The sequence below is a fragment of the Photobacterium marinum genome, from assembly GCF_000331515.1.
Lineage (GTDB): Bacteria > Pseudomonadota > Gammaproteobacteria > Enterobacterales > Vibrionaceae > Photobacterium > Photobacterium marinum.
This window is the reverse complement of sequence record NZ_AMZO01000021.1, coordinates 210765-235318: the sequence shown is the minus strand read 5'-3', so window position 1 is coordinate 235318 and position 24554 is coordinate 210765. Positions and strand designations below refer to the sequence as shown.

The following is a 24554-nucleotide window of genomic DNA, read 5'->3' as shown; positions in this document are numbered from 1 at the left end:
GTTCAGTTATCTAAAGAGCAAATGAAGTTGCGAATGCTACAGAAATCTGTGATTTAGTTCAACTTTCAAGCGCAGTTTAAGCGCAAAAGTGTTAGCAACAATAAGATTCTTTGATATCTGTAGTATTAAGCCGCTAAAAACTAAAAAATGACCAATCAGAAAATTCAGCCAAAAAAAAGCCATGCATTAAGCATGGCTTTTTACTGATTTTAATGACTTAGTTCACTGAAGGCTTTGTCATTGGCGCCGTAGCAAAATTAGTTGCTGTCTGGCTGCCTGCCGCACGGGCATTTGTGCGAGTTTCACGCAACGGTGCGATTGCAACAACTGTGCTATCAGCGGTTTCTTCCGGAGCCGGTGCTTTAGCCATTGCCGAAACAGCGTGACGGCCACGAGGTGAGGTCGCTGTGACAATCGCGTGTGCAGTCGTCTCTGCTTCAGTTTTCACCTTAGCAACAGCTTCTTCAGCAACGGTTTCTTCTACTGCAACTTCTACAGTTTCAGTTGGCTTGGTTTCTGCTTCAACCTTAGCTGGTGCAGCTTCAGCCATTACTGGTTCAGCAATTGGTGTTTCAACTACTTGCTCAGTTTGTGCTTCTTCACTGCGAAGAGGGAAAGCTTTACCCATTGCCAGTTCAGGTATCGCCACACCACCCAGTGCTGTAGCTGGTTTGGCTTCTGTAACTACTTCCGTTGGTTTAGCTTCAGCTTTCTCTGGTGCCTGCTCTTCGACAACCTCTTTCACTGTCGGTTTAGTTGCACGAGTCCAGACTTTACCCATAGCCATTTCAGGAGATGCAACGCCTGATGTCAGACGCACAGCCTTTGGTTTTTCAACAACAGAGATTACATTCTCCATTGCGTCAAGGGTATCTGCCACTTCTTCAACAGCTTGACCTACTGCGTCAGAAACAGCTTCAGTATCAACTCCTTTCTCCGGACGGGTATCACGCATGCGGCGGCGACGCTGGCCACTTGCACGCAGATGACGAGGAGAGCGACGGTTACGGCGCTGGCCATTTTCCTGCTCGTTACCCTCTGCCTGTTCAGTTTCCGCTTTTTCAGGCTGTGTATGCTGAGCCTGCGCTTCTTTCGCCATAGCCATACCTTGCTCCTGTAGCGGAGAAGGTTTCTTATCTTCTGCTACTGGCTCAGTCTTCTGGCTTTGTACTTCAGTTTGCGGCTCATCAGTGATACGCACTTTTTTGCGTAGCTGACGGCGCTGGCGACGTTGCTTAACCTTAGTTGCCTTTTCTTTCTCTTTTTCCTGCTCGCGAGGTTCCTCTACAGCGGCTTTTTCAGCTTTCGCTGCTTGAGCTTCTTTACGGCGCTGCTTCTGAGCCTGGATTTCTTCGCGACGAGCCTGGCGCTTTTGCTCTTGAGCATCTTCGCTGCGTTGCTGACGCTGCTTAGCCTGTTTCTCAGGCTGCTGACGTTCCTGCTTCGCTTTTTCACCGCGACGGCGCTGTTTAGGCTGCTGTTCACCGGCTTCACGAGTATCACGCTCAGCTTCCTGTCGGCCACGTGAATCTTTACCGCGACGTTCTTTACGTTCACCACGACGGCTGTCTTTGCGCTCACCACGACGGTCTTCCTGACGTTCACCTCGACGGCCACGCTTAGCTTGTTTCTCTTTCGGCTTCTCTTCTACCTCTTCCTGGGTACCAGAGAACAGGTTTGAAAGAGCAGAGAATAAGCGGTTGAATAGGCTTGGTTTGTTCTCTTCTTTCTGTGTTTTCGCTGCCGCTTGTTTTGCCGCAGGAGCTTTCTTAAGTTGAGGTTGTTCTTTTGGTGCAGCAAAGCCTTGAAGAACTGGCTCTTCACGCTTCTTAACCACACGTTCAGGTGTCGTTTCCGCTGCTTCGGCTTCTTTCATCGCTTCCAGAGTACGAGGCAGGTGGTATGACAGCGTGTCATGCTCATCACCACTACGAACGCGAACAACGTCGTAGTGTGGTGTTTCCATGTCTGCATTAGGAACGATAATAACGCGCACATCGTGAGATTTTTCGATGTGCTGTACAGATTTACGTTTTTCGTTCAGCAGGTAGGACGCGATAGTGATCGGAACAATCGCAAGTACTTGCGATGTATTGTCTTTCAGCGCTTCTTCTTCGATCAGACGAAGAATCGACAGTGACAGAGATTCACTGTCACGGATAACGCCGGTACCGCTACAGCGCGGACAGACGTGGTGGCTCGCTTCTGCCAGTGAAGGGCTCAGGCGCTGGCGGGACATTTCAAGCAGACCGAAACGGGAAATACGGCCGATCTGTACACGAGCTCGGTCCATACGAACAGCTTCGCGAAGACGGTTTTCAACTTCACGCTGGTGACGAACCGGTGTCATATCGATAAAGTCGATAACAACCAGGCCACCCAAGTCACGCAGGCGAAGCTGGCGAGCGATTTCGTCGGCTGCTTCAAGGTTAGTCTGCAGTGCTGTTTCTTCGATATCGCCGCCTTTAGTTGCACGGGCTGAGTTGATATCGATTGAAGTCAGGGCTTCAGTCGGGTCGATAACAATTGAACCACCTGAAGGAAGACGCACTTCACGCTGGAAAGCCGACTCGATCTGGTTTTCGATTTGATAGTGATTGAAAAGCGGTGTTTCTGTGTTTTCGTACAGTTTAACGCGAGACAGGAAGTCCGGGCGTACCTGCTCAATATGGTTGCGGGCACGATCGTAAATCTTCTTGCTGTCGATAACGATTTCACCGATATCACGACGCAGGTAATCACGGATTGCACGGGCAATTACGTTACTTTCCTGGTGGATAAGGAAAGGTGCCGGTGCAGAATCAGCTGCCCCTTTTACTCGCTCCCAGTGGTTCAGCAGGTAGTTCAGATCGTAAGCCAGATCTTCTGCTGACTTGCCGACACCGGCTGTACGCACGATAAGACCCATACCTTGAGGCAGATCCAGTGTGCTTAGTGCCGCTTTTAGCTGAGTGCGCTCTTCACCTTCGATACGGCGTGAAATACCACCGGCACGAGGGTTGTTAGGCATCAGTACAAGGTAACTACCAGCAAGAGAAATAAAAGTGGTTAGAGCCGCGCCTTTGTTGCCTCGCTCTTCCTTATCAACCTGAACAATAACTTCCTGGCCTTCTTTCAGGACTTCCTTGATGTTAGGACGGCCCTGGTAGGTGTAGTCTGCCGGGAAATAATCGCGAGCGATTTCTTTTAGTGGAAGGAAACCGTGACGTTCAGCACCATAGTCAACGAACGCTGCTTCCAAACTTGGTTCGATACGGGTGATACGGCCTTTATAAATATTTGCTTTTTTAGATTCGTGGCCAGGGCTTTCGATATCTAGGTCGAATAGCTTCTGTCCATCAACTAATGCGACGCGCAACTCTTCCTTTTGAGTTGCGTTAATCAACATTCTTTTCATTCTATTGTACTCGTTTTTGTCGTTGTGTTAGTGACTCGAACAACGAGTTCATATTGGTGGTGCCTGACTCCAAGTCTGTTTGTTCGTGCAACCTCACGGCTGGAATTCAGGAGCGCTATCTGGCAACACGTATCGACCAACTGCAACAAGATGATTAGATCAGGGAATATACAGCTGGTATCACCGTTTTATGCGGCGGTATCTCTCACACCAATAAAAAAAATCGTTAATCGAATGCACTAAAAATCACTCCGCTGACTATAACGTCTTACGCCATGTGCTGCGTTTTTCACCGGGGCTGCATAATTAATAATCACTTAGGTGATAATTTGCTCATAGTGTTACAAGCGTAGGCACATTTTCCTACTCTCGCACGCAATCATAGCAGGGTGACTTTTTTGCGGCAATCTGCTTTGTAAGCGTGATAGAATCAAAAACTATGAAAGATGATAAACCAAAAGTGCAATTCATCGAGATTACAGATGACTTTGCAGGCCAGCGAATCGATAACTTTCTTCTGGCTCGGCTGAAAAACGTTCCCAAAAGTATGATTTACCGTATCTTGCGTAAGGGGGAGGTTCGAGTAAACAAAAAACGGATAAAACCTGAATATAAATTGTGTGACGGTGACCTTGTCCGTGTTCCGCCGGTGCGGGTTCCTCAAAAAGAAGAACAAGCGCCGATAAGCACAAAACTGGATAAGGTGGCAGAGTTAGAATCCTGCATTATCTATGAAGATGACCAAATGCTGATTCTTAATAAACCATCCGGTACGGCAGTTCATGGCGGCAGCGGTTTGAAGTTCGGTGCCATTGAAGCTTTGCGTGCGCTGCGCCCGCAGGCCCGATTCCTCGAACTGGTTCATCGTATTGACCGAGATACTTCCGGTATCCTGCTTGTGGCGAAGAAGCGTTCAGCGCTTCGTAAGTTGCAGGAGCAGTTCCGTAACAAGACAGTGCAAAAGTACTACTTTGCACTGGTGATGGGTGAGTGGAAAGCCAGCTGTAAGAAAGTGACTGCACCGCTGTTGAAAAACGAAGTAAACAGTATCGTTCGTGTTAATCCGAACGGTAAGCCGTCTGACACCCGTTTTAAGGTGATTGAGCGTTTAGATCAGGCAACTCTGATACAGGCTAGCCCGGTAACAGGTCGTACCCACCAAATCCGGGTTCACTGTCAGTATACCGGTCACCCGATTGCTTGGGATGATCGTTACGGTGATCCTCGCTTTGATGCTTACACGAAGAAAACGGGTCTCAATCGACTTTTCCTTCATGCCGCGAATATCAGGTTCACCCATCCGAAGACCGAAGAAGAGATGGAAATTAATGCACCAATGGAGTCTAAGCTACAAAAGGCGATTGAACATTTGCGTAAGAGCAACTGATTCATTCTTTATTGGTGTGAGTTGTTAACCAAGGCGAGGGACTGTGTCTCTCGCCTTTTTTCATACTTGAAATATTGGGTGGGGGTAATGGAGAGGAGTTAAAGAATTTGCACTCCTTGTTTTGCCAGCATTTCCCGTAGGGCAATTAATGGCAATCCTACCAGTGTGTTTGGATCCCGGCCTTCCAGCTTATCGAAAAGAGCGATGCCTAATCCTTCACTTTTAAAGCTGCCTGCGCAGTTCAGCGGTTGCTCTCGCTCAACGTAATTTCGGATTTCGTGTTCCGTGAGTTGCCTGAAGTGGACATGGAAAGGTTCACAAAGCACATCACTCTCGTCTGTCTTGGCGTTATGAAGACAAAGACCTGTATAGAAAGTCACTGTCTGGCCGCTGGCTTCCATCAATTGCTGGCAGGCTCTCTCAACAGTATGTGGTTTACCGATGATTTGCCCGTTGATAACACAAACCTGATCCGAACCAATGATAAGGTGATTTGGATACTGAGCGGCACAAGCCTTCGCTTTCGCCTCAGCTAGTCTTTGGACTAATTGCTCGGCAGTTTCATATGGTAGCGGTGTTTCGTCAGTTTCAGGGCTGGCGGTATCAAACGGGTAATGGAATTTATCCAATAAAGCTTTTCGAAAAGGAGAGGTTGATGCTAACAGCAGAGGTTGTGTCATAGTGTTACACGGATGGTTTTAGGTTGTGTTAGTCTAACGGGCAATTGGTATTGAAGCTATGGTCGGTTTTTATTGTTTTGATGGAATCTGACTCGGTGAAATATCATCGGGTATTTATTCAGTATCCGCCATACTGAAAGTACGCCGTGGCTGAATAGTTGCTGGTCGTATTTTGGTCATTTTTTGTGTGTTATTTGTTCATTGTGATGGTTAAGATCAACTTATTGATTGTCAGGCAGATAATAGACAAAAAGGCGGAAATGTCTCCGATTGACGCAAAGCGCTTTATCGTGAACAGGTGAATTGACTAATTGCTGTTAATTCGCGCACATTTCCTTTGACTCAAACTGATTAGAAGGCTAATATTCGCGCCCTATGCAAAAGGTAAAATTGCCGCTAACGGTTGATCCGGTTCGCGCTGCTCAGAAAAAACTCGACTATGATGGAATCATCAAAGCCGAGCTTCTTGAGCGTCTGGCTGAGTCAACACAGAGCGTAACACGTGATGCAAACGTCACCTTATCATTTGACTTTGACCAACGTCACCTTGCATTTATGCGCGGTTGTGCAGATGTTGAAGTGATGTTGACCTGTCAGCGATGCCAGGAAGAGTTCAAACACGAATACCGTGTTGAGTTCTGTTATAGTCCGCTCCTCAAACCAGAGGAAGCAGATGATTTTCCGGAAGCTTATGAGCCGGCTGACGTCGACGAAAATGGTGAGATCAACCTGATTCAAATCGTTGAAGACGAGTTGATTCTGGAACTACCTCAAGTCGCTATGCATGATGAAGCTGACTGTAAAGCCAGCGGAAACATGACTTTTGGTGAGATCCCCGTTGCTGATGAGCGTCCGAATCCGTTTGCAGTATTGAAAAATCTAAGTAAGTAATTTAACAGGAGTAGGGTTAATGGCCGTACAAAAGAGCAAAAAATCACGTGCAGCACGTGGTATGCGTCGTTCTCACGATGCACTGACAACTGCAGCTGTATCTGTAGATTCTGCAAGTGGTGAAACTCACCTACGTCACCACGTGACAGCTGACGGTTTCTACCGTGGCCGTAAGGTTATCAACAAATAAGGTTGAGCCTTGAGTGGTCTAACCGTTGCACTTGATGCAATGGGAGGGGATTTCGGTCCTCAAGTAACAGTGCCTGCCTCCGTGCAGGCACTGTTACAATACCCGGAGCTAAAAGTTATTCTTTATGGTGATCAGAGTGCGATCACATCTCAGCTGTCTCTTCTAAACCAACTTCACCATCCTCGAATTCGCGTCGTTCATTGCGAACACGTCATCGCTGACGATACACGTCCGTCCCATGCTTTGCGACACAGCAGAGGCTCTTCCATGCGCGCTGCTTTGGATGCCGTTGCGAATAAACAGGCTGATGCCTGTGTAAGCGCAGGGAACACAGGGGCATTAATGGCATTATCCCGCTATACCCTGAAACAGCTTCCCGGCGTAGATCGTCCGGCACTGGTATCTGCTATTCCTACCAAGACCCGGGGAAAGACCTGGCTTTTGGATCTCGGGGCCAATGTATCGTGTGATGCCGATACGCTTTTTCAATTTGCGGTGATGGGAGCTGTGCTGGCCGAACAGAGGAACGGAGTTTCTCCGCGGGTTGCTCTGTTGAACATCGGTCAGGAAGAGATTAAAGGAAATGATTTAGTCAAACGCTGTGCTGAAATGCTGGCAAACTCTCCCGACATTAATTATATCGGCTATCTTGAAGGTGACGAACTTTATAGTGGACGTGCCGATGTTATCGTGTGTGACGGGTTTGTCGGTAACGTGAGCCTGAAGACCAGTGAAGGGGTAGCGAACCTGTTTATAGGCAGTATCAAGCAAGCTGTTACTAACAACCCGCTTAAGCGACTCGTTGCTAAGTGGTTGTTTAATGACCTGTTTGAGAGCTTAAAACAGCTGAACCCCGACCAGTATAATGGTGCAAGTCTGTTAGGATTGCGCGGTATTGTGGTCAAAAGCCATGGAAGTGCTGATATTTCCGCTTTCTCTAATGCTATTGGCGAAGCGGTACACGAGGTCAAACGGCAAATACCGACAAAAATCAGTGACCGTTTGGAAGAAGTCTTACTCGAGAGGCATTATTAGTCTTCATGTATAGCAAAATTTTAGGTACCGGCAGCTACTTGCCTGAACAGATCCGCTCCAATGCCGATCTGGAAAAAATGGTAGATACCAGCGATGAATGGATCGTTGCCCGTACCGGTATTCGTGAGCGTCGCATTGCATCTGCTGATGAAACAGTTGCAGTAATGGGTTATCAGGCTTCTTTGAACGCTATTGAAATGGCGGGTGTTAATAAGGAAGACATTGATCTTATTATTGTAGCGACGACAAGCCAGAGCCATTCATTCCCATCTGCAGCCTGTCAAATCCAGGGAATGCTGGATATTAAAGGTTGTCCGGCCTTTGATATTGCCGCTGCATGTTCTGGTTTCGTTTACGCCCTTGGTATTGCCGACCAACATATCAAAACTGGCATGGCAAAAAATGTGCTGGTTGTCGGTGCTGATGCACTTTCTCATAAGTGTGATCCTGATGATCGCTCTACGATCATTCTGTTTGGCGATGCGGCTGGCGCCGTTGTTGTCGGTGCAAGCGAAGAGCCGGGAATTATTTCAACCCACCTGTATGCCGATGGTCATTTCGGCGGCCTGCTGAGCCTGGCTGTGCCAGATCATGGTAAAGAATTCAGCGCAGATAAGTGGCTGTATATGGCAGGTAATGAGGTATTCAAGGTTGCCGTAACTCAACTTTCCCGTCTGGTTAAAGATACGCTGGCTGCCAATAATATGGACAAGTCTGAACTGGACTGGCTGGTTCCTCACCAGGCCAACTTACGTATTATCTCGGCAACGGCGAAGAAACTGTCGATGCCGATGGATCAGGTGGTTGTGACTCTTGACCGTCACGGCAACACCTCGGCAGCAACCGTACCAACAGCACTTGATGAAGCGGTACGTGATGGCCGCATCAAGCGCGGTCAGACTTTGCTGCTTGAAGCCTTTGGTGGCGGTTTTACCTGGGGCTCTGCTCTGGTTAAGTTCTGATTTTGCTCAAGGGCAGTTAAACTGCGCGCATTATCGGAACTGCTAAAGTTGTAAGTAAAATTAGGTAGCTATCCGCATTGTACTGTCGTCCTTGAGTAAGGTTTTGTCAGTGAAGTTTAAAGCTGCGGGTAGTTCGTTGATATGCTGAATTATCAGTAACAAGAATAAGGATTCTCGAATGTCTAAGTTCGCGATTGTTTTTCCTGGCCAGGGTTCACAGACTGTTGGCATGCTGGCAGAACTGGCTGAGAAGTTTGACGTTGTAAAACAAACGTTTGCTGAAGCATCTGAAGCTCTGGACTATGACCTGTGGGCATTGGTTCAGAATGGTCCGGCTGAAGACCTGAACCAGACTCACCGCACACAGCCTGCACTGCTGACTTCTTCTGTAGCAATCTGGCGTGTATGGCAAGAGCAGGGCGGTGAGCAGCCAGCAGTACTGGCAGGCCACAGCCTTGGTGAATACTCTGCACTAGTTTGTGCTGGTGTTATCGACTTTAAAGAAGCGGTGAAGCTGGTTGAGCTTCGCGGTCAGCTGATGCAAGAAGCTGTTCCGGCTGGCGTTGGTGCAATGTCTGCAATCATTGGCCTGGACAATGATGCGATTGCTAAGGCATGTGAAGAAGCTGCACAAGATCAGGTTTGTTCACCAGTTAACTTTAACTCACCAGGCCAGGTGGTTATTGCCGGTAATAAAGAAGCAGTAGAGCGTGCAAATGTTCTGTGTAAAGAAGCGGGCGCTAAACGCGCGCTTCCGCTTCCTGTTTCTGTGCCTTCTCACTGTGAGCTGATGAAGCCTGCAGCAGAAAAACTAGCTGTTGCGCTTGAGAGCATCGAATTCAATGCACCGGCTATTCCGGTAATTAACAACGCCGACGTTGCGACAGAAACAGATCCTGCCGCTATCAAACTGGCGCTTGTTAAGCAGTTGTACGGTCCGGTTCGCTGGACTGAGTCTGTTGAGCGTATGGCTGAAGAAGGCATTGAGACCCTGCTTGAAATGGGCCCGGGCAAAGTGCTGACTGGTCTGACAAAACGTATTAACCGTGCGCTTGGCGGTTCTGCCGTAAATGATTCGGCAAGCCTGGAAGCAGCCAAGTAAACTTGCAGTCTGTTTTTGTGAGCTTGGTAACTAACCTTCTCCGATAAACAACTGACTGCATGCTATTTTATAAGAGGAATGACAATGAGCCTTGAAGGTAAAATTGCTCTGGTAACCGGTGCGAGCCGTGGTATTGGCCGTGCTATTGCAGAAATTCTTGTTGAGCGTGGCGCAACAGTAATTGGTACTGCGACATCTGAAGGTGGTGCTGAAGCAATTAGCGCATACCTGGGTGACAATGGTAAAGGTATGGCGTTGAACGTAACTTCACCAGAGTCTATCGAAGCAGTATTGAAAGATATCAAAGCACAATATGGTGACATTGATATTCTGGTTAACAACGCTGGTATTACTCGCGATAACCTGCTGATGCGTATGAAAGACGACGAGTGGCAAGACATTCTGGATACTAACTTGACGTCTATTTTCCGTCTGTCTAAAGCTGTATTACGTGCAATGATGAAGAAGCGCTATGGCCGTATCATCAACATCGGTTCTGTTGTGGGTACTATGGGTAATGCTGGTCAGACTAACTACGCAGCAGCAAAAGCAGGTCTGGTAGGCTTTACCAAGTCAATGGCTCGTGAAGTGGCTTCACGTGGTATTACTGTAAACACGGTTGCTCCAGGCTTTATCGAAACTGATATGACAAAAGCCCTGAACGATGAGCAACGTGCTGCTACACTTGCAGGAGTTCCTGCTGGTCGTCTGGGTGACCCACGTGAAATCGCTGCAGCTGTTGCATTCCTGGCATCAAATGATGCTGGTTATGTAACCGGTGAAACCCTGCATGTTAACGGCGGCATGTACATGATTTAACCAAAAAAGTTGCATTACTTGATGATGCAGGTCAAACTCAACTTGTTTTAGCACCAAATCGTGGTTTGACCAGCACCTTATGTATTGCAACTTTTGCAGTAATGAATAAACTACAGCAAATCGCATTAGCGAATTCTTGTTTTAAGGAAATAGATTAGTATGAGCAACATCGAAGAACGCGTAAAAAAAATCATCGTTGAGCAACTGGGTGTAGACGAAGCTGAAGTTAAGAACGAAGCTTCTTTCGTTGACGATCTAGGTGCTGACTCTCTAGATACAGTAGAACTAGTAATGGCTCTTGAAGAAGAATTCGACACTGAGATTCCTGACGAAGAAGCTGAAAAAATTACTACAGTTCAAGCTGCTATCGACTACGTTGTTGGCGCTTCTGAGTAATAAGAACTCCCTCCAGGCGGTCTCCATGACCGCCTGATTTAATTTCTAACTTTTTTATCCTCAATTCCCGGAGAAATAATCGTGTCAAAACGTCGCGTAGTTGTTACTGGCATGGGTATGTTGTCACCTGTTGGCAATAGCGTTGAGTCTTCTTGGAAAGCTCTTCTGGCCGGCACTAGCGGTATCAGCAATATTGAGCACTTTGATGCTAGCGCATTTGCTACTCGTTTTGCTGGTATGGTCAAGGACTTCAACTGTGAAGATTACATGACCAAGAAAGATGCCCGCAAAATGGACTTGTTCATTCAATACGGTATCGCAGCAGGCGTCCAGGCATTAAAAGACTCTGGTATTGAAGTAACTGAAGAAAACGCACCACGTATTGGTGTGGCTATTGGTTCTGGCATTGGTGGTCTGGGTCTTATCGAAGCCAACCATCAGGCACTGATGGAAAAAGGTCCGCGCAAAATTAGCCCGTTCTTTGTTCCTTCAACAATCGTAAACATGATCGCGGGTCACATGTCTATTATGCATGGCCTACGTGGTCCAAACATCGCTATCTCTACGGCATGTACAACTGGCCTTCATAACATTGGCCATGCTGCACGTATGATTGCTTACGGCGATGCTGATGCAATGCTGGCTGGTGGTGCAGAAAAAGCATCTACTCCGCTAGGCATGGGTGGTTTTGCAGCGGCTAAAGCCCTGTCTACCCGTAACGACGATCCACAAGCTGCTTCTCGCCCTTGGGACAAAGACCGTGACGGTTTCGTTCTGGGTGACGGTGCCGGTATGATGGTACTGGAAGAGTATGAACATGCGAAAGCTCGTGGTGCGAAAATTTATGCAGAGCTTGTTGGCTTTGGTATGAGTGGTGACGCTTACCACATGACTTCACCAAGTGCTGACGGCTCTGGCGGTGCGCTTGCTATGGAAGCGGCAATCCGTGATGCTGGCATCAATGCTGAAGAAATTGGTTACGTGAATGCGCACGGTACATCAACACCTGCTGGTGACGTTGCTGAAACTCTGGGCATCAAGCGCGCTATGGGCGCTGCGGCAGACAAAGTACTGGTTTCTTCAACTAAGTCTATGACTGGTCACCTGCTGGGTGCTGCTGGTTCTGTTGAATCCATCATCACAGCTATGACTCTGGTTGATCAGGCTGTACCGCCTACAATCAACCTTGATAACCCTGATGAAGGCTGTGATCTGGATTATGTACCAGGTGAAGCTCGTCAGGTAAACCTTGAGTACGCACTATGTAACTCATTCGGTTTCGGTGGTACTAACGGTTCGTTGCTATTTAAGAAAATTTAACGATAACCTGTTATCATAAGACGGCTCGGTGTTATGCACCGAGCCGTTTTTTTATAGATAATGGGCGTGAAAACAATGATTCTGGTCAACGGCAGAGAGCAAATGCATGTGCCTGTTTCGGATCGGGCCATGCAATATGGTGACGGCTGCTTTACGACTATTTTAGTGGAGCAGGGAAAGCCGAGGCTTTGGGCGTTGCATCTTCAACGACTACAAAAGAATGTGGAAGCGTTCATGATTACGCCTCCTGACTGGTCGTTGCTGGCAGAGATCGTTTTCCAACTGGCTGCACAGTATCCTGAAAAAGGCGGAATTAAGATATTGCTAAGCCGCGGAAGCGGAGGGCGTGGTTATAGTCCTTCCGGTTGTTGTGACACTCAGGTTGTTGTTTCTGATTTTGCATGGCCTGAACATTATATCCGGTGGCAATCAGAAGGTATTGAGCTGGGGGTTTGTCGGCAACGTCTTTCACTTTCTCCTATGCTGTCAGGTTTTAAGCACCTGAACAGGCTGGAGCAGGTGCTGCTCAAACAAGAAGCGGAACAAAGCGGCTGGTTAGACGCTGTTGCTCTGGATGTGAATGGTCACGTTATTGAAGCAACTGCATCTAATATTTTTTGGCGTAAAGGTGATACCATTTTCACGCCTGAGCTTGATATGTCCGGTGTTCACGGGGTGATGCGGGCTCATGTGAACGAGCTTATTGACGATAGCCCGTATTGTCTTGAGTTTGTCAAAAAGCCGCTCGATGTATTGCTTTGTGCTGATGAAGTCTTTATTACTAATGCTCTGATGGCATTAGTTCCAATAACACAAATAAACGGAAATCTGTTTTTGGCGCGAGATGCGCTGACATTGCTAAACAAGAGGTTGTACACGTGCTAAAGAAGTTGTTAATAGCAGTTGTTCTCGTTGGCCTGATTGCCGCTGGTGGAGCCAGCTGGGTATATCAACAGGTGAAAACATTATTAGAACAACCCGTTACCAACCAGACTGAGGTATTGGTTAAGGTACAGCCGGGCACATCTTATCGTGGTTTGGTGAATCAGTTGGTTCGCCAGGACATTATTCCCGCTTCACGCTGGACCCGTTGGGCTGTTCGCTTAGAGCCCGAACTGGCGCACATCAAGACAGGTTCTTACCTAATTCCGAATAACGGTACTTTGAGAGATGTACTGGCACTGATTGCTTCCGGTAAAGAGCACCAGTTCGCGATTACCTTACTTGAAGGTGATCGCTTCGTTGACTGGCTGAAGCAACTGGCTGATGCACCAGAAGTCGTCCATAAAACAGAAGGAATGTCTGAAGCAGAGATCGCTAAGGCAATTGGAGCAGATGTCCGTAAATTAGAAGGATATTTGCTGCCAGAAACGTACCATTACACAGCTGGTACAACAGATCTGGAATTGCTTAAACGTGCCTATAACGAGATGGCTTCTGTGTTAGATAAAGCATGGCAGGATCGTGATGCTTCTATTCCTTTGAAAAACCGTTATGAAGCATTGATCATGGCATCGATTATCGAGAAGGAAACGGCTGTTGATAATGAGCGTGCTACTGTTTCATCGGTTTTTATGAACCGCTTGAATAAGGGAATGCGCTTGCAAACCGATCCAACTGTAATTTACGGGCTGGGCGATAAGTATGACGGCAATATTCGCAGGCGTGACTTACGTACTCCAACGCCGTACAACACTTATACCATCTTCGGTTTGCCGCCGACTCCTATTGCCATGCCAAGCAAAGCTTCGGTGTTGGCTGCGGTCAGACCTGATGATAGCAAGTATTACTATTTTGTGGCTGATGGTAAAGGCGGTCACAAATTCTCTAAAACGCTGAATGAGCACAACCGTGCTGTTCGTGCGTACCTAAGAACACTAAAGAAAAAATAATGACTGGTAAATTTATCGTAATTGAGGGCCTGGAAGGGGCCGGAAAAAGCACGGCCATAAAACAGGTAGCTAAAGTCCTCGCCGAACATGGAATAGACTCTCCTGAACTAACTCGTGAACCGGGCGGTACGCCACTTGCTGAGCAGATGCGTAAGTTGGTTAAAGAAGGGCACCCGGATGAGCCATTGACCGATATGGCTGAACTTCTATTGCTATACGCTGCCCGTATTCAGCTTGTTGATAACGTTATCAAGCCAGCATTGGATTCAGGGCGCTGGGTCGTCGGTGATCGTCATGATATGTCATCGCAGGCTTACCAGGGCGGTGGTCGTGGATTTGACAAGGCATTGATGGAGAATCTTCGTGATACTGTGCTTGGAGATTTCCGCCCGGACTTTACTTTGTACATGGATATCGATCCTGTGCTTGGCCTTGAGCGGGCCAGAGGCCGTGGCGAGCTTGATCGTATTGAACAGATGAATATCGACTTTTTCCACCGTGCCCGTGCTCGTTTCCTTGAGCTTGCTGAAAACGACCCATCGGTCGCTATTATTGATGCGAGCCAGTCGCTTGAGGACGTTACTGCTGATATCACCAGGGCGCTGCAATCCTGGTTGGAGCAAAACTAGTATGCTCTACCCATGGCAACAGACATTATGGCAAAACTGGCAGCTGTTGCTGGGCCAGAAGCGTTTGCATCATGCCGTGTTATTGCTGGCGGAAAAAGGCAGCGGGCGTGAAGTGCTAGCGAAACAGCTTGCCAGGACTGTACTTTGCCAGAACTGTGATACAGAACCTTGTGGAGTGTGTCACAGCTGTAAGCTGTTTGAAGCAGAAACTCACCCGGATTTCCACTATGTCGCACCAGTTGAGGAAGGAAAGCAGATAGGGGTTGATACTATCCGACAGTGTAATCGTTGGGCAGTGGAAACATCGCAGCTTGGTGGCCAGCGTGTAATTCTGATTGATCATGCGGATTCATTAGGTGAAGCGGCAGCAAACGCCTTACTTAAAACGCTTGAAGAGCCGCCTGCAGATTGTCAGTTCATTTTGACGGCGCAGTCACTGGATAACATGCTGCCGACAATTAATAGCCGTTGTAACAAGTGGCGTCTGACAATGCCGAACGAAGATGATACCAAGCGTTGGGTCGAGCAGCAGATGATGCAGTCTATTAAGCTTGAAGCGGTAAGATTAAATAGTGGGGCACCACTAGCGACGCTTCAGTTTGTAGAGCAAGGACAAGATATTCGGCATGGAAACCTTATTGAAGCCTTTACGGCTTTCATTCAGCCACCGTTTACCGGTATCTATGAAGTGGCGGGCCTCTGTACTAGTGAAGGGCGTGCCAGCTTGAAATGGCTGAGTTACTTCCTGGTTGATTGTATTAAGTACCAGCAAGGCGTCAGTAACTGCTTTGTACATAGTGAGTCTTTAAATAAGGTTCAGGCAGTGGCTGCTGCTGTGAATCTGGCTGTATTGTTGAGTCAGGTACGCAAAGTAAATGAACTCCATCGACAGCTTGAAATGCATTCAGGATTAAACGAAGAGTTGCTGATTGTTGAGTGGCTGACTGGTTTTATCAGCCACGGATAAATGAATTAAATTGAGGAAAAAATTGTGTTAGTTGATTCACATTGTCACCTGGACAAACTGGATTATGAGCAACTTCATACAGGAATTGATGATGTGTTAGCCAAGGCAAAGGCACGAGGTGTTGAGTATTTTCTCTCTGTCGGGGTAACGTTGAAAAGTTTTCCGACCATGATGGAAATGATTGCGCCGCATGACAATGTGTTTGCGTCTTGTGGCGTACATCCTTTGGATATTGAAGCTGGATTTGACTTCGATAAGCTGAGGGAATATGCCCAACATGAGCGAGTGGTTGCGATTGGTGAGACCGGCTTGGATTACCACTATCAGCCAGAGCTGGCGGAACAGCAGAAAGAGATTTTCCGTCAGCACGTACGTCTGGCGGTTGAGCTGAAAAAACCGCTGATTATTCACACCCGGATGGCTCGTGAAGATACGATGCAAATTTTGCGTGAAGAAGGTGCTGAGAAATGTGGTGGTGTATTGCACTGTTTCACTGAAAGCCTGGAAATGGCGCAGGAAGCAATTGAGCTTGGTTTCTATATTTCTATTTCTGGTATTGTAACTTTCAATAAGGCCAGTGATCTTAAACATGTGGTCAGTAATTTGCCATTAGAGCGCTTGCTTGTTGAGACAGATTCTCCGTACCTAGCACCAATTCCATATCGCGGGAAACAGAATCAGCCTTCTTATGTTCGTGAAGTCGCTGAATATATTGCATTATTAAAAGGTGTGTCTGTTCAGGATGTGGAAGAAATCACCACGAATAACTTCTTTAGGCTTTTTTCGCAAGCCGAACGTTAATTGAATAAAAAAGGAGCAATCGCTCCTTTTTTATTATCTATCACTTATCTTCCCTACCATGCTTTGTTGCTTAACCATCTGAATAGGGTGATATTTAAGCGATATTGGCTTAATGTAATTTCGTTACGTAAAGAAACTATACTTACAGAAGTGAAATAATGCTACATGCTTAGTGTTTAATGTGATTTGTGTGTTTTTTTAAACAAAAACATGCATTTAACTTAATTTGCGGCTGATATTTAGCGTTTTTGTGATTGTGATCTATATTTTATTTTGAAATTTTATTTCACGGGGCATTGGTATTTTTGATAGTCATCAAGTTATATTTATCAACGCATTTTATACTTAATGCCGTAATAAAAAATAAAAGTGGTGCTAGCATTATGACTACGGGGGTAGGTCTGCTTGCACTGACTTGATATCTAATTAAAACATCTCACTCAGGAGCACAGTATGTTTAAAAACCTTTTTGCTAACCTGCAGAAGGTCGGTAAGGCACTTATGTTGCCTGTATCGGTTCTGCCGGTAGCGGGTATTCTGCTGGGGGTTGGTGCCGCTAATTTTAGTTGGCTTCCAGACGTTGTATCTCACATCATGGAACAAGCCGGTGGTTCGGTATTCGGCCAGATGGCATTGTTATTCGCTGTAGGTGTGGCTCTTGGCTTTACCAACAACGATGGTGTAGCAGGTCTTTCTGCTATCGTTGGTTATGGCATCATGGCGGCAACGCTGTCAGTTATGGCTGGCGTGCTGGGTGTTGAAAAAATCGACACTGGTGTATTGGGCGGTATCCTATCTGGTGGTGTTGCTGCTTGGGCATTTAACCGCTTCTTCCGTATTCAGTTGCCAGAATATCTTGGTTTCTTTGCCGGTAAACGTGCAGTGCCAATCATCACTGGTTTTGTGTCAATTGCACTAGGTATCCTACTTTCTTTCATCTGGCCACCTATTGGTTCTGCAATTGCTGCATTCTCTGATTGGTCTGCAAACCAAAACCCAGTAACAGCATTCGGTATTTACGGTGTTATTGAGCGTTCTCTGATTCCATTTGGTCTTCACCATATCTGGAACGTACCGTTCTTCTATGAAGCAGGTAGCTGTGTGAACAGCGCTGGTGAGCAAGTAAATGGTATCATGACTTGTTTCCTAACTGCTGATGATGCTTCTCGTGCTGCTGGTAATGGTTTTGGTCAGCTAGCGGGTGGTTACCTGTTTAAGATGTTCGGTCTGCCAGCTGCTGCTTTTGCAATTGCTCACGCTGCTAAGCCTGAGAACCGTGCAAAAGTAATGGGTATTATGGCTTCTGCTGCGTTGACATCATTCCTGACTGGTATTACTGAGCCAATCGAATTCTCATTCCTGTTTGTTGCTCCTGTTCTATACGGTATTCACGCAATCCTTGCTGGTCTGGCGTATGTACTGACTAACTCTCTGGGTGTTGTACACGGTCACACGTTCTCTAACGGTTTCATTGACTTCGTTGTACAGTCGCCACGCGCTGATAATATGCTGCTGTTGGTTGCTCTGGGTATTGGTTATGCTGTGCTTTACTACGTTGTATTCACTGCGGTAATCCGTGCTCTGGATCTGAAAACACCAGGTCGTGAAGAAGAGGAAGAGAAGGGTGCGGTTGCTACTGGTTCAGAACTGGCTAAAGAGCTGGTAATGGCATTCGGTGGTAAAGAGAACATCACTGGTCTTGATGCATGTATCACACGTCTGCGTGTTGCAGTAGCAAGCGTTGACAATGTAGATCAGGAACAACTGAAGAAACTGGGTGCAGCTGGTGTTGTTGTTGCCGGTGGTGGTGTTCAGGCAATCTTCGGTACTAAGTCTGACAACCTGAAATCTGACATGGATGAGTGGATCCGTAACAACTAATACGGTTCTGTAAATCACTCTGTTCTAAAGGGAGGCTTCGGCCTGTCTCTTATACACAAGTCCCCCGCCTCATGGCGGGGGACTTTTTTTTGAACTCTTTTTCTTTATTGCGATCCGATCTTACACAATATGAGTAAAGTTCATCATCATGATAGAGAATTCTACTTTAGAATGGGCTCAACAAACCTTTTCGCATGCTTAGATGTACGCTTTGCCCAGATTACGATTAAGGTTCCGGCTAATAAATGTGGTAAGTCACTTTCTCTGTATTATGTTGGTTGTAAAGAGCAAGGTGATAGCAACGAGAAATTGGAGTGCCACTTACTGACCTCAGAGCCAGTGACAACGACAGCGCAAGCCCAAGAGATAATCAGTTACTACGAACAGCGCTGGTTGGTTGAAGAGTTCCACAAGGCGTGGAAAAGCGATGGAATCGACGTTGAAGCACTACAACTTCAGTCAAAGGATAATCTGGAAAGGGTCGCAGTCATTCAAGCGTTTATAGCTATCCGCTTATTACAACTTAGAGCTAATAGCCGAAAGCAAGAAAACAGTAGCTGCGAGTCTGTCTTGCCCGGAATATGCTGGAAATTATTGTGGGTCAAACAAGAAAATAAGCCCTTACCATCGACAGCCCTACAGAGTACACAAAACAAGAATAAAACGAGAGCTGTCGGACTCTCGCTCTAGGTAATGATGAAATTATAGAGAAAGGAAAAATAGGATTAGTACCGGAACCAGCAGGCTGAGAATAAAGCCGCTGACGATGGCTACTGGTACGCAGCGTATACCACCGCAGTTTTGAATGACCGGGAGGGTAAAGTCCATTGCTGTTGCGCCAGCATAGCCAATTGCGGTGCTTGGAAAGCGGCTTATTAGCATAGGGATGATACTCAGTGCGATCAGTTCTCTTAGTAACTCATTTAAAAATGCTGCGCCACCAAAGACAGGGCCTAGGCTGTCGCCAATCAAGATGCCGGTTAGAGAATACCAGCCAAAGCCGGATGCCATTGCCAACCCGTGGGTAAGAGGCAGATCCAGCAGGATAGCTGCAATTACGCCACCAGGTAATGATGTTGCGACAATCAGCAAGGCGATGGTTATTCCTTTGCGGTTTAGCAGGATCTGGCGTAACGTCATTCCGCTGTTACGTAGCTGGATACCGATTAAAAACAACAGAAGGAGTAGAATCACTTCACTGGCCTTATCTACCCAACTTAAGTCTATGCTAGCCATTAGACCGACAATCAACCCTGCAGCGACAACCAGAACAAGCCTTACAGATTCCATCACCATTTTTATGAAAGGAAGTTTACGATGATCCTGACTGGTATCTGTTGGCCAGAGTTTATCAATAATGGGTAATGCGATCAGGTTACAAAGGCTGATTGAGGTGAAAAATACAAAGGTATAAATCAGGATTTGATTGAGGTTTTGTCCCAGGTTATCAAGTCCGGCCAGGCTGAGGCCCATTAGAGAAAGGATAACCAGTACCAGGCGGCTGGTTTGGGTATTTATAAACTCCACTACAGATGGCTTATCGACCTGGATCAGATAGCCAATAACCAATGGCAGAAAGATATAAAGCATTCCCGAAAACATGTGTGTCCTTACGCTTGTTGTGCTGGTACTGTTTAAAGCTGTATGAGTATTGCCGGAGCCTGCTTGGTATCAGACTGGTAAATAGTCAGAAAAAAGCTGCCTCTTGCAATGCAATCGGCAGCTTATCAGTATCAATGAGAAACGGTCAATATCTGTTCAATGATGTTGTAATGAATTAACCCGGATACTTAAAATCCGCTATTTTTGATGATGTTACGAATCTGATAATTAAATTCGTCATCAGGCATGTTGGTCAGCTCGTACATCACTTCGGCTCCCGCAAGATCCATTTCGACGTCGTGATCTTCAATGGCATCATCATTGGTTTTGTAGAGCAGCAGGTGGTTTGCCATACGGGCGATGTCGAGGTAAGAAGTATTCGGACGTGTCCGGTAAGGCATTTCAGTGTTTGATGCGACTTCAAGGTAGTCTTCATCAAATCCCCAGTGTTTCAGAGTCAGAAGGCTGGCTTCCTGGCAGCAGTGCTCAAAAACATATTTGGCAATGTCGAAACTTAGGAAATTGCCACTATCCAAATAATTCTTGTATTCATTAACCAGACTGAACAGACCGATATCAGCGAACAGTCCGGCCAGCAGTGATTTTTCTGGCTCTATATCGATTGGTGTTTCATTGTAGTTGATTAAACCCTGGCTGATTAATGCCATGGTTGCGGCAAGCTGGCGTGAACGGACAGCACTCTGGTGTAGAATTTCATTACAATAAACACCGAAGTTACTCTGGCGTTTCAGTTCCTCAATTGCTCGTGCGGTAACAATATCGCGGACACGAAGAATCCCCAACCGGCTCACCGCAGTTTGAATGTCGTGACACACCACATTGCGGCGATTAAACATCATTGTATTAGAGATTTTTACAATGTAAGCAGCGGTACCGGGATCATCAAGCAAAACATTAGCGACGTCGCGAATGGTTGTCTCTTCTTCCTTACAAAGGGCTTGAAGCTTGGAGAGGACATCCGGAATGGGAGGAAGCGTAAGACGATTCTGTTTTACAGCGTCTTTCACAAGGGAGCAGAATTCAGATTCCAGCCCTTTTATTATTTTGTCATTCTCTGGTTTAAGCCAAAAAAAAGAAACGTGTGCCATTACAATTACTAACTCGAAATCAAGGCGTACATTCTATCTTGTGCCATTGCTGATAAACAGGTTAAAAATGCAAAAAAATGCAAATACTTACTGTGTACGGTTAGATTATATCCTGTGTCGGGAACTCATTGTTATCCAGTAGCTTAAGTAGAAAACGAACCGTCAGTTTCACACTTTCCTGAGTAATTAGCAGCTGCTTGTAGTGTACTTCGAGTGGAAGTATTTCAAGCCATCGCTGACAGACCCAAGTGAGATCATTATAGGCAGGGTCAGGATATAATGCGCCGGTTTCTGGTTGAGAAGAATAGTAAAGTTTAAGCTTTTCTGACAGACATTCGGTTGTGTCGTCAACTAGAGTTGGCTCCCAATGTGGATAGGGGTGGTAATTTGCCATCAGTAGGTCATTATCCGCAATTCTGATCGACAGTAAGCGTACTTTCTGTAGCCCTTCGACAACAATACTCAGCAGGCTGTTTTCATCGGAATCAAAATCGATGATTTTGCATGTGGTCGCGATAGCTGGGAGTTTTTTGATTTCGTTCTGTTCTTCATCTTGGTTTAGCATGCACAGCGCAAAATCCGTTTCTCCTGCCAGCGATTGTTTTACCATCTGGATATATCTATCTTCAGCTATGGTAATAGCGAGTCTCCCTTCCGGAAGGAGATGTCTCGAAAGTGGTAATAGTGAAATCTCTGACATGATATACCCCCCACTTATTAATAATAGCCATAGCACTCACTTACAAGAATAACGATAGGTTGCTGGCGAATTTTTAGTCGTTTTTTGAGAGGTTTCACGCAGAAAGAAATGGTCATTTATTGTCCCTTTTCACTTTTTTTGCAACTCATAATATGCCTCAAATCTCAAATTCTAATGCTATTTGTTTCATATGTGGCTTTTATGCTTTTGATGTGTCAAAGTCAATTTGTTGACGCTTTTTTGTTTGGCGTTACTGGAGAGAAAAACGACCACTAACGTTTAACGGAGGAATGAGTTGTGCGATCGTTAAAGGCTGACTTCTTTAATTATCTTCGCGAATTTGGCAGTTATGATAAACGCTCAATGTTCGGGGGGACGGGCATTTTTATTAATAATGCCATGTATGCAATTCTAACTGATCAGTCGATTTTCCTGCGAGGTGGAGAAGGCCTTGATCAACAGTTAACGGTTCTTGATTGCAGTAAATTTAAGCATATTAAGCGCAGTACTACGGCTGTCGTAAATTACTATGATGTAACTAAACTCTTTTTAGATAATAAAGAGTTATGCAGTGAACTTGTAAAACAATCTATTGAGGTATCGCAAAAGGAAAAGGCTTATAAACAATCAGAACAACACAAGCGATTGCGTGACTTGCCGAATATGCGCCTTACATTAGAGCGTATGGTTAAAAAAGCTGGGGTGCCAGATGTAAACAGCTTTCTTTCGCTCGGGGCTGCGGAGGTTTATCGCAAAGTACGCCACTCACACGGAAAAGATATTGACCTCAAGTTACTATGGATGTTTGCTGGTGCAATTGATGGTTGTCACTGGACACTACTAAAAGAAGACCGTAAACAGGGGCTTTTACGATCTCTTGAAGGTTAAACAGGTTAATTAGCCATCTGAATTAAGGTGGCTTACAGTTTCACTGTTGCCCTGATTTATCTCTGGCCCCTGCATTTAATCTGCAATTAGGTATAAGATGGCGCAGAAATTTGAAATTGAAAACTGACGCCAAATGCGATTACCAAAATTAACCGGCTCTGTACTTTCCGGGTTGCACTGTTTTTTGATTGCTGCTGAACAAATGAGTTTTACTCGTGCGGCTGAGATATTGTGCCTGACTCAAAGTGCCGTTAGTCATAAGATTAAAAACCTTGAGGATAGCCTTGAGGTAAAACTTTTTATTCGTCAGCCACGAAAGTTAGTTCTTACTGAGGAAGGCAAGCGTCTACAAGTTGTAGTGGCTCAAAATTTTGGTGATATTGCTCATGAGATCAGAGATCTCAAGACGTTGGAACTAAGTGGTGATTTTAATGTGGCTGTACCGCCGACATTTGCTCAAAGCTGGCTTTTACCAAGGCTAAAAAGATTTATTGATAAATATCCCGCTCTGCGATTTCATCTTCGTACCCGCAACGAATTGGTGGACTTCCAGACTGAATCTTTTGATTGCGCCATTTATTTTGGTAATGGTAAATATCCAGGCCTTTATTCTGAAAAGCTAATGGGTGAAAGTATGCTGCCGGTTTGCAGTCATGAATACGCGTTAGCTCACGAGTTGTATGAAAATCCTGAAAAACTAATTAGCTGTCTGTTGCTTCATGATGCCGCGCCATGGGCGAGGGCTGGTCGCAATGATGAGTGGCAATATTGGGCTCAACGTTATGATGTAACACTACCCGAAGCTGGCTGTACTTTTGATCGTGCCGATTTGTCTCTGCAAGCAGCAGAACAGGGTATTGGTGTTGCGATGGGGCGTAATTCCTTTATCGTCGAAAAACTTGAATCCGGATGTCTGGTGACGCCATTTGCGATGCCCGTTCAGTCTCCTTTGAATTATTACATTGTGTGCCGACGTGAAATGGCAATGTCACCGAGAATAAAGGCTTTCATTGATTGGCTGACAGTTGAGACTGAAGATATGAAAGACGCTTGAAATCTGAGAATAGAAGCTTAGATATAAGAACGCCCCCTATTTGGGGGCGTTGATATATCTTGAACTCTAAGTTCTTGTGCTTCGAGTACTGGATTACATTTTGAAGCGAGTGGTCAGCATAATCTGATCATCGTAAACATCATTCAGACGGCCCATAATACCGATTGAGAACAGCTCTGTAGCATGGAAGCGAGCATATACATGACCGATTGTTTTTTCATGATCGTCAATGTTCAGGTGTCCTACCTGACCGCCAACTTCTAATTGTGGGCCAAGCCACTGGCGGATACCAATGTTAACTTCCATACCTGTTTTACTGCTTGAGCTTTTCAGTTCTGGCTCATTTTTAGTATTTCGCAGTTTTAGCTCACCGGTAATATCTGCCCAGTTATTTACCGGAGCATGGAACCCAATGCCCAGACCAAGATCCCAATCGTCGTCAAATTCAGTGTCAACATGGCCAATAACATGAGCATTCGGGTGAATCGATTTGCTAATGCCTGCACCATAAGTCAGAGGGCTAATGCCAACACGCGCTTCAGCGTAGTCGTAGCTGAAGTTACTCATGGTTTGAGTGTTAGCATGGGCTGCTGAAATCGACGCCAGAATCAGGCCAGCGGCAAGAAGTGTTTTACGCATGAAAATTAGTCCGTGGAGCCAAAAAATAATGGCCTCATTCTAAAGGACAAAGGGCATCAATCATAGATTTTTGCACCACTATGTTGTTCTTTCGGTTGATATTAGAGTGAAAATGCAGCAAAACTCACAAATAAACGTGATCTGAACCGCGAATGTTGTGCTGCTGGAAGACTGATAGAGATTGGTGGTGTTAGTGATCTGAGAGCTATCAGG

At 46.0% G+C, this 24554-nt stretch carries 23 protein-coding genes and 1 pseudogene; 18 read left to right on the top strand and 6 right to left on the bottom strand.

Features of this window, described 5'->3' with window-relative positions; translation table 11 throughout:
- Window positions 1-217: 217 nt before the first annotated feature.
- Window positions 218-3388, bottom strand: a complete 3171-nt coding sequence (gene rne, locus C942_RS15310; protein WP_007467206.1) for a ribonuclease E — start codon at window positions 3386-3388, stop codon at window positions 218-220.
- Between the two features lie 448 nt (window positions 3389-3836).
- Here rne and rluC point away from each other — a divergent pair, with 448 nt between their 5' ends.
- Entirely contained in the window at window positions 3837-4784 is a 948-nt protein-coding gene (gene rluC / locus C942_RS15305; RefSeq protein WP_007467204.1) for a 23S rRNA pseudouridine(955/2504/2580) synthase RluC, read from the top strand.
- A 98-nt stretch (window positions 4785-4882) separates the two neighbouring features.
- On the opposite strand, the gene C942_RS15300 is transcribed toward rluC, so the two are convergent.
- Window positions 4883-5464 carry a Maf family protein gene (locus C942_RS15300; RefSeq protein WP_007467202.1) on the bottom strand — a complete coding sequence of 194 codons (582 nt, stop codon included), beginning with the start codon at window positions 5462-5464 and terminating at the stop codon, window positions 4883-4885.
- Window positions 5465-5839: 375 nt separating this feature from the next.
- Here C942_RS15300 and yceD point away from each other — a divergent pair, with 375 nt between their 5' ends.
- From yceD to C942_RS15225, 15 genes and pseudogenes are all read left to right on the top strand, one after another.
- Complete coding sequence (yceD, locus tag C942_RS15295) at window positions 5840-6355, top strand: 23S rRNA accumulation protein YceD (protein ID WP_007467200.1); 516 nt, start codon at window positions 5840-5842, stop codon at window positions 6353-6355.
- 19 nt (window positions 6356-6374) lie between these two features.
- Window positions 6375-6545, top strand: a complete 171-nt coding sequence (gene rpmF, locus C942_RS15290; protein WP_006231206.1) for a 50S ribosomal protein L32 — start codon at window positions 6375-6377, stop codon at window positions 6543-6545.
- Window positions 6546-6554: 9 nt separating this feature from the next.
- The gene (plsX, locus tag C942_RS15285) at window positions 6555-7580 is read left to right on the top strand and encodes a phosphate acyltransferase PlsX (RefSeq protein ID WP_083882356.1); all 1026 of its coding nucleotides are present in this window, start codon (window positions 6555-6557) and stop codon (window positions 7578-7580) included.
- A gap of 5 nt (window positions 7581-7585) precedes the next feature.
- A complete protein-coding gene (locus tag C942_RS15280) occupies window positions 7586-8542 on the top strand; it encodes a beta-ketoacyl-ACP synthase III (RefSeq protein ID WP_007467190.1) in 957 nt (318 codons plus the stop codon).
- A gap of 178 nt (window positions 8543-8720) precedes the next feature.
- A complete protein-coding gene (gene fabD / locus C942_RS15275) occupies window positions 8721-9644 on the top strand; it encodes an ACP S-malonyltransferase (protein WP_007467188.1) in 924 nt (307 codons plus the stop codon).
- An 84-nt stretch (window positions 9645-9728) separates the two neighbouring features.
- Entirely contained in the window at window positions 9729-10463 is a 735-nt protein-coding gene (fabG, locus tag C942_RS15270) for a 3-oxoacyl-ACP reductase FabG (protein ID WP_007467186.1), read from the top strand.
- Window positions 10464-10622: 159 nt separating this feature from the next.
- Complete coding sequence (gene acpP, locus C942_RS15265) at window positions 10623-10859, top strand: acyl carrier protein (RefSeq protein WP_007467184.1); 237 nt, start codon at window positions 10623-10625, stop codon at window positions 10857-10859.
- 81 nt (window positions 10860-10940) lie between these two features.
- The gene (gene fabF / locus C942_RS15260; RefSeq protein WP_007467181.1) at window positions 10941-12179 is read left to right on the top strand and encodes a beta-ketoacyl-ACP synthase II; all 1239 of its coding nucleotides are present in this window, start codon (window positions 10941-10943) and stop codon (window positions 12177-12179) included.
- A 75-nt stretch (window positions 12180-12254) separates the two neighbouring features.
- Window positions 12255-13064, top strand: a complete 810-nt coding sequence (gene pabC / locus C942_RS15255; RefSeq protein ID WP_007467179.1) for an aminodeoxychorismate lyase — start codon at window positions 12255-12257, stop codon at window positions 13062-13064.
- Window positions 13058-14071 (top strand): endolytic transglycosylase MltG, encoded by a 1014-nt coding sequence (gene mltG, locus C942_RS15250; protein ID WP_007467178.1) that lies wholly within the window; start codon window positions 13058-13060, stop codon window positions 14069-14071. Before pabC ends, mltG begins: the two co-directional genes overlap by 7 nt.
- A complete protein-coding gene (tmk, locus tag C942_RS15245; RefSeq protein ID WP_007467176.1) occupies window positions 14071-14700 on the top strand; it encodes a dTMP kinase in 630 nt (209 codons plus the stop codon). The genes mltG and tmk overlap by 1 nt, the downstream gene beginning before the upstream one ends.
- 1 nt (window position 14701) lies before the next feature.
- Window positions 14702-15667: a DNA polymerase III subunit delta' gene (gene holB, locus C942_RS15240; protein ID WP_007467174.1), complete on the top strand. Its 966-nt coding sequence runs from the start codon at window positions 14702-14704 to the stop codon at window positions 15665-15667.
- A gap of 24 nt (window positions 15668-15691) precedes the next feature.
- Window positions 15692-16468 (top strand): TatD family hydrolase, encoded by a 777-nt coding sequence (locus C942_RS15235; protein ID WP_007467171.1) that lies wholly within the window; start codon window positions 15692-15694, stop codon window positions 16466-16468.
- Between the two features lie 453 nt (window positions 16469-16921).
- Complete coding sequence (ptsG, locus tag C942_RS15230; protein WP_007467169.1) at window positions 16922-18349, top strand: PTS glucose transporter subunit IIBC; 1428 nt, start codon at window positions 16922-16924, stop codon at window positions 18347-18349.
- 198 nt (window positions 18350-18547) lie between these two features.
- Window positions 18548-18979, top strand: a pseudogene (locus tag C942_RS15225) (transposase); the annotation flags it as partial.
- Between the two features lie 72 nt (window positions 18980-19051).
- Here the strand turns inward: C942_RS15225 and C942_RS15220 are convergent.
- The 3 genes from C942_RS15220 to C942_RS15210 all read right to left on the bottom strand — a co-directional run bounded on the left by C942_RS15220 (window position 19052) and on the right by C942_RS15210 (window position 21760).
- A complete protein-coding gene (locus tag C942_RS15220) occupies window positions 19052-19951 on the bottom strand; it encodes a lysine exporter LysO family protein (protein WP_007467167.1) in 900 nt (299 codons plus the stop codon).
- A 188-nt stretch (window positions 19952-20139) separates the two neighbouring features.
- Window positions 20140-21060, bottom strand: a complete 921-nt coding sequence (locus tag C942_RS15215; RefSeq protein ID WP_007467163.1) for an HDOD domain-containing protein — start codon at window positions 21058-21060, stop codon at window positions 20140-20142.
- 100 nt (window positions 21061-21160) lie between these two features.
- A complete protein-coding gene (locus tag C942_RS15210) occupies window positions 21161-21760 on the bottom strand; it encodes an LON peptidase substrate-binding domain-containing protein (RefSeq protein ID WP_036800382.1) in 600 nt (199 codons plus the stop codon).
- Window positions 21761-22057: 297 nt separating this feature from the next.
- Here C942_RS15210 and C942_RS15205 point away from each other — a divergent pair, with 297 nt between their 5' ends.
- Both C942_RS15205 and dsdC read left to right on the top strand, forming a co-directional pair.
- Window positions 22058-22648, top strand: a complete 591-nt coding sequence (locus tag C942_RS15205) for a TfoX/Sxy family DNA transformation protein (RefSeq protein WP_007467159.1) — start codon at window positions 22058-22060, stop codon at window positions 22646-22648.
- Between the two features lie 133 nt (window positions 22649-22781).
- Window positions 22782-23702 (top strand): DNA-binding transcriptional regulator DsdC, encoded by a 921-nt coding sequence (gene dsdC, locus C942_RS15200; RefSeq protein ID WP_007467157.1) that lies wholly within the window; start codon window positions 22782-22784, stop codon window positions 23700-23702.
- A 93-nt stretch (window positions 23703-23795) separates the two neighbouring features.
- Here dsdC and C942_RS15195 read toward each other — a convergent pair whose 3' ends face one another.
- Complete coding sequence (locus tag C942_RS15195) at window positions 23796-24341, bottom strand: hypothetical protein (RefSeq protein WP_007467155.1); 546 nt, start codon at window positions 24339-24341, stop codon at window positions 23796-23798.
- Between the last annotated feature and the right edge of the window lie 213 nt (window positions 24342-24554).